The organism is Steroidobacter sp. (assembly GCF_016790065.1).
Classification (GTDB): domain Bacteria; phylum Pseudomonadota; class Gammaproteobacteria; order Steroidobacterales; family Steroidobacteraceae; genus Steroidobacter.
In genome coordinates this window covers 1-5419 of record NZ_JAEUPY010000868.1, presented here as the reverse complement: position 1 = coordinate 5419, position 5419 = coordinate 1, and the positions used below count along the sequence as shown (strand labels likewise).

Sequence of the window (5419 nt, the reverse complement as noted above, 5' to 3'; positions counted from 1 at the left end):
CTTCTGAACTCGACGCGGCGCCGAGGGGCAGTTCCCCTCGGTGTTGCTGGCGAGCCGTCGTCAATGGTGGAGACGATTCCGCGAGGCCGACGCTGATGTCAGCGGTCGGCCGCCAGCGGCGGCGAAGAAATCTTTGGCACTTTCCAGCGCCAGGCGTGCGCATTCCTCCAGGCCGACTTTCTTCGCCAACGCTGCTGTGGGGATCTCTAAGGAATAGGGAATGCCTGCCGGCAATGCGCCGAGAATGCCCGGCAAGTCCAAGCCGCCGGCGCCAGGAAACATTCGTTCGTTACGAGCCGCGAAGATCAATCCGTCGAGGGTTTTCGGCGGCTCGCTGGGCGCATCGCAGACCTGCGCGTAGTGGAACCAGTGGCGAGGCAGCTTTGCCAGCTCGGCAATGTCGTCGTGGGATCGCGAGAAGTGCAACGTATCGATGAGTAATCCGCCATTGTCGCGAGCGGCGGCGCCGACGATGGCAGCGGCGCGAGCAAGGTCGGCAGTTTCGGTCCAGGTGACGAACTCGATATCGGCGGTGAGTTTGCGTTTGGCCGCCGCGTCGCAGAGCTGGCCGAAATGGTCGATGACTCGGTCCAGATTCGCATCCGCACCTTGAGCGATCAGGTGGCGGGCGCCGAGCTCGGCGCTGACATCCAACAATGCGTCATGTTCATGAACGTCGAACCAGGGCGTGAGACGAATCAATTCAACATCGAGCACGCGCACGCCGGTAGCAGCTAACTCATGCTTCGTTTCGAGCAACATCGAGCGATTTAGATGCAGGGGATAACGCGGTTCGTCCGTTGTTACCGCATGCAGTCGCAGGCCGACGTAGGAGTAACCCGCCTTGGCGGCTGCCGCGACCATCCGCGGCGGCGACAAGCCCAGCACGGTGAGATAGGCGAGGGAATATTCAGGAATCATGGGGCAGCCTCGCTCGCGCGACATTGAACCAAATAGTACACACGTATGGACTAGTTAGTCCATTAATGGGTACTCTACCGGCCGGCCGCTGCGGGGATTCTCATCGTTTCGATGAGTGCAGGCGGTCGCGGGCCGAACAAAATGCAACGTTATGGGCACTACATCGGCGGCAAACAAACCGCGCCGCGTGGCGGCAGTTATCTCGCGAGTGAAAATCCGTACACCGGCGAGGCTTGGGCAGAAATCGCCCGAGGCAATGTCGACGATGTGAATGCAGCGGCTAATGTAGCCAAGGCTGCATTAGCGAATCCCGCCTGGGTTGGGCTCACTGCTTCGAAACGAGGCGCACTGCTACGCAAAGTGGCAGATCTGATCGCCGAAGAGGCGCCGCGACTGGCGCAAATCGAACAGCGAGACAACGGCAAATTAGCGAGCGAGGTCACCTCGCAAGTTCGTTATGTCAGCGACTACTTTCATTACTACGCCGGCTTGGCGGACAAAGTGCAGGGCCACGTCGTTCCCAACGACAAAGGCGGCGCGCTGACCTACATCAACTACGAGCCGAAGGGCGTCATCGCCATCGTCACGCCGTGGAATTCGCCGCTCACGCTGACGAGTTGGAAGCTGGCGCCGGCACTTGCGGCCGGTTGCACTGTCGTCATCAAGCCGTCCGAGTTCACTTCATGTGCCATCGTGGAGTTCGCCGATTTGTTTCGTCGCGCCGGATTTCCAGATGGCGTCGTGAATGTGGTCACCGGGTTAGGTGAAGAAGTCGGCGCGCCTTTGGTATCGCATCCGGCGGTCGCTCATATCGGTTTCACTGGCGGTGAAGCGGCGGGCATTCGCGTTTACGAACTCGCGGCGCGCCACCTGAAGACGGTCACGCTGGAGCTCGGCGGTAAATCGCCCAACATCATTTTTGAAGATGCCGATTTCGATCAGGCCTTGCAGGGCGTGTTCGCCGGCATCTTCGCCGCCTCGGGGCAGAGTTGTCAGGCTGGCTCGCGGCTGCTGTTGCAACGATCGATTCACGATCAATTCGTCGCGCGGCTAGTGGCGTTTACCAAAGAACTACGTCTGGGCGATCCGACGTTGGCCTCGACCCAAGTGGGTCCGATTGCCACCAGGCCTCAGTTCGAGAAGATCCTGAAGTACATCGACATCGCAAAGGCCGAGGGCGCGCATTGCGTGGCTGGCGGTCGCGCACGTGAAGATCTCGGCGCCGGGCAGTTCATCGAGCCGACCATCTTCACCGGCGTCGACATGAGTATGCGCATTGCTCAGGAAGAAGTGTTCGGCCCCGTGCTTTGTGTCATCCCGTTCGAGGACGAAGCGGATGCCGTGCGTATCGGTAACGATGTCGCGTTCGGTCTGGCCGCTGCTGTGTGGACGCGTGATCTGCAACGCGCGATGTCCATGACGTCAAAGTTGAAGGCCGGCACCGTGTGGGTGAACAACTATCGCGCTACCAGCTTCACTGCGCCGTTCGGTGGCATGAAACGTTCGGGCGTGGGGCGCGAGTCCGGCGTCGATGCCATCCGCGAATATCTGGACACCAAGTGTGTGTGGATTGCCAAAGGGGAGCGCGCATGACTGCAGTGCTGTCAGGCATCCGGGTCATCGATGTCACCAATGTGCTGGCGGGCCCGTTCTGTGCCTATCAATTGGCGCTGTCCGGCGCCGAAGTCATCAAGGTCGAAGTGCCGGGCACGGGCGATCTGGCTCGGCAGTTGGGTGCGGACCCGGAGCTTAGCCAGCAACTCATGGGTGCGTCGTTCATCGCACAGAACGGCGGCAAGAAATCCGTGACCTTGAATCTGAAGCTGGAAGGCGGCAAGGAAATATTCCGTCGGCTGGTGCGCAGCGCCGATGTGTTGGTCGAGAACTTCCGTCCCGGCGTGATGGATCGGTTGGGTCTGGGCTACAACGCTCTCGCCGGTATCAATCCGAGGCTCATCTATTGCGCCATCAGCGGCTTCGGTCAGGAAGGGCCGATGCGCGAGGCGCCGGCCTACGATCAAATCGTGCAGGGCTTGTCGGGCGTGATGAGCATCACTGGTGATCGTCACAACGCGCCGTATCGCGTCGGCTATCCGGTGAGCGACAGCATCGGCGGACTCACCGCGGCATTCGCCATTTCCAGTGCGTTGGTCGGACGTGAGCGCAGTGGCGAAGGGCGCTTCATCGATGTGTCCATGCTCGATTCGACCATTGCGACGATGGGTTGGGTCGTGTCCAACTATCTGATCGCCGGCGTCGAGTCCGAAGCCATCGGCAACGACAACTTCACTGCCGCGCCCTCGGGAACGTTTCGCACTGGCGCTGGGTTGCTGAACATCGCGGCGAACACTGACGATCAGTTTGCGTCGCTGGCCAAGCTCATCGAGCGGCCCGATCTGGTCGGCGATCCGCGATTCCTGATGCGAGAGTCGCGGAAGCGAAATCGCGAAGTATTGACGTTGCTGATCGAAACTGAGCTGCGTCAACAGCCGGCGGTGTACTGGGAGGATCAACTCAACAAAGCCGGAGTGCCGGCCGGACGAGTGCTCAGCGTGCCGCAAGCGCTTGACCTGCCGCAGCTCGCGCATCGACAGCTGGTGCGTAAAGTCGATGATGTTCCGGGCCTCGACAAGTCGGTGAGCGTGACGCAGGGCGGATATCGTTACTCCGGCGGCGATGTGCCATCTGATCTTCGCCCGCCCACGTTGGGCCAACACACAGTGGCGTTGCTTCGCGAGCTGGGCTACGGCTCGGAGGACATCGAGAGTTTCCGGTCGAGCGGCGCCATATGAGCGACGAGTCGCAGTCGCTGAGCGATAAGGTGCGAGCCTGGTGGGACACGCAGATCATCGATATTCATCCGGGCAAGATCGGTGTGCGCGGCTATCCCATTCAGGAGCTGATTGGCCGCGTGTCGTTCCCCGACATGATCTGGCTGATGATTCGTGGCGAGCTGCCGTCACGGGCACAGAGTGACTTGCTCGAGGCTGCACTGGTGGCGTCGGTTGATCATGGTCCGCACGCCCCGTCCATCTCCATCGCTCGCATGGCCATTACGTGTGGCATCGATCTGAACAATGCGATGGCGTCCGCAATCAATGTGCTCGGCGATACTCATGGCGGCCCGGGTCAGCAGTGCATGGAGCTGTATGAAGAGATCCGTGCCGCTGGTGGCGATGATCTTACTGCCACGACTGATCGGGTCTTGGCTGACTACATTGCTCGTAACGGCAAGATCATTCCCGGCTTCGGGCATCGCTTTCATCCCGTCGACCCACGCGTCGAGCCGTTGTTTTCGCTAGTGGGGAAGGCGGCGAGCGAGGGCGCTGTGTCGGGGGTGTATGCGCGTATCGGTAGAGAAGTCCAAGCGGCGCTCCTTCGGCGCACCGGCAAGCCGATTCCCATGAACATCGACGGCATCACCGCATTGATTTTTTGCGAGCTGGGTTTCGCTCCGCCCATGGGACGCGGCTTGTTCATTCTGTCGCGCTCGGTGGGAATTCTGGCGCATGCGTGGGAACAGGCTCAGCGCGGCGAGCGCATCAAAGGACCCATGCCCAAAGAGATTCCGTACACCTACAGCGGCCCGGCGCAGCGTGCGCTCGATCCGGATCGATAATCCATCGCATTGTTCGAGGTTGGTATGACTCAGACCGTTGCTCAACTGCTGGTAAAGTATCTCGAAGCGCGCGGCGTCGAGCACATCTTCGGCCTGTGCGGACACACCAATATCGCGGTGCTGGCAGCGTTGGAGAAGAGTTCCATTCGCTTCGTGAACACTCGGCATGAGCAGATCGCGGCCCATGCGGCTGACGGTTATGCGCGGGCGAGCAAGAAGACGGGCGTGGTGTTGAGTCATCTGGGGCCCGGGCTCACCAACGCCGCCACTGGTGTAGCGAATGCCGCGCTCGATTCGATTCCCATGGTGGTATTCGCGGGCGATGTGCCGAGTCATTACTACGGCAAGCATCCACATCAAGAAGTGAACATGCATGCCGACGCTTCGCAGTTCGAAATCTATCGGCCCTTCGTGAAGCGTGCGTGGCGGGTGGAGCGGCCGGAGCTGTTGCCGGAGATCGTCGACAAGGCGTTTCATCTGGCCGAGAGCGGACGACCGGGCCCGGTGTTGATCTCAGTGCCCATGGATATTTTTTCTGCTGAGGCGCGCCCGAGCTTGTTCGATAAGGTGAAAGCCAATGCGGCCACTTATCGCAAGCCGTCCATCGATGATTTCACTGCACGCAGCATCGTGAAGACCTTGCTGGCTGCCAAGCAGCCGGTGATGTATGTCGGCGGCGGGATACTGCTCGCTGATGCGGCCAGCGAGTTACGGGACCTCGTGGATCATTTAGGGATTCCGGTTGCGCATTCTTTGATGGGCAAGGGCGCGCTGCCCGACGATCATCCGCTGACCCTGGGCATGACCGGGTTCTGGGGCACGAAGTACATCAATGACAGCTGTCGCAACGCTGACTATGTGCTGGCGCTCGGCACTCGC

5 protein-coding genes are annotated in these 5419 nt (G+C 60.6%); 4 read left to right on the top strand and 1 reads right to left on the bottom strand.

Going from position 1 to position 5419, the window contains the following annotated elements; all coding sequences use genetic code 11:
* Positions 1 to 60: 60 nt before the first annotated feature.
* On the bottom strand, positions 61 to 921 hold the full coding sequence (locus tag JNL55_RS34825) for a sugar phosphate isomerase/epimerase family protein (protein ID WP_293865807.1): 861 nt from the start codon (positions 919 to 921) through the stop codon (positions 61 to 63).
* 141 nt (positions 922 to 1062) lie between these two features.
* Here JNL55_RS34825 and JNL55_RS34820 point away from each other — a divergent pair, with 141 nt between their 5' ends.
* The 4 genes from JNL55_RS34820 to JNL55_RS34805 form a co-directional block, all read left to right on the top strand.
* Positions 1063 to 2514, top strand: coding sequence for an aldehyde dehydrogenase (locus JNL55_RS34820; RefSeq protein WP_415923224.1), 1452 nt, complete (start codon positions 1063 to 1065; stop codon positions 2512 to 2514).
* Positions 2511 to 3713, top strand: a complete 1203-nt coding sequence (locus JNL55_RS34815; RefSeq protein ID WP_293865801.1) for a CaiB/BaiF CoA transferase family protein — start codon at positions 2511 to 2513, stop codon at positions 3711 to 3713. Before JNL55_RS34820 ends, JNL55_RS34815 begins: the two co-directional genes overlap by 4 nt.
* Positions 3710 to 4540, top strand: coding sequence for a citryl-CoA lyase (locus JNL55_RS34810; protein ID WP_293865798.1), 831 nt, complete (start codon positions 3710 to 3712; stop codon positions 4538 to 4540). The genes JNL55_RS34815 and JNL55_RS34810 overlap by 4 nt, the downstream gene beginning before the upstream one ends.
* A 24-nt stretch (positions 4541 to 4564) precedes the next feature.
* Positions 4565 to 5419: thiamine pyrophosphate-binding protein (locus JNL55_RS34805; protein WP_293865795.1), on the top strand; the 855-nt coding region annotated here is incomplete at its 3' end.

What these genes read in the sequence shown, in the direction of transcription:
- JNL55_RS34825 (WP_293865807.1), bottom strand. Translation starts at nt 921, where the DNA reads ATGATTCCTGAATATTCCCTCGCCTATCTCACCGTGCTGGGCTTGTCG.
- JNL55_RS34820 (WP_415923224.1), top strand. Translation starts at nt 1,063, where the DNA reads ATGCAACGTTATGGGCACTACATCGGCGGCAAACAAACCGCGCCGCGT.
- JNL55_RS34815 (WP_293865801.1), top strand. Translation starts at nt 2,511, where the DNA reads ATGACTGCAGTGCTGTCAGGCATCCGGGTCATCGATGTCACCAATGTG.
- JNL55_RS34810 (WP_293865798.1), top strand. Translation starts at nt 3,710, where the DNA reads ATGAGCGACGAGTCGCAGTCGCTGAGCGATAAGGTGCGAGCCTGGTGG.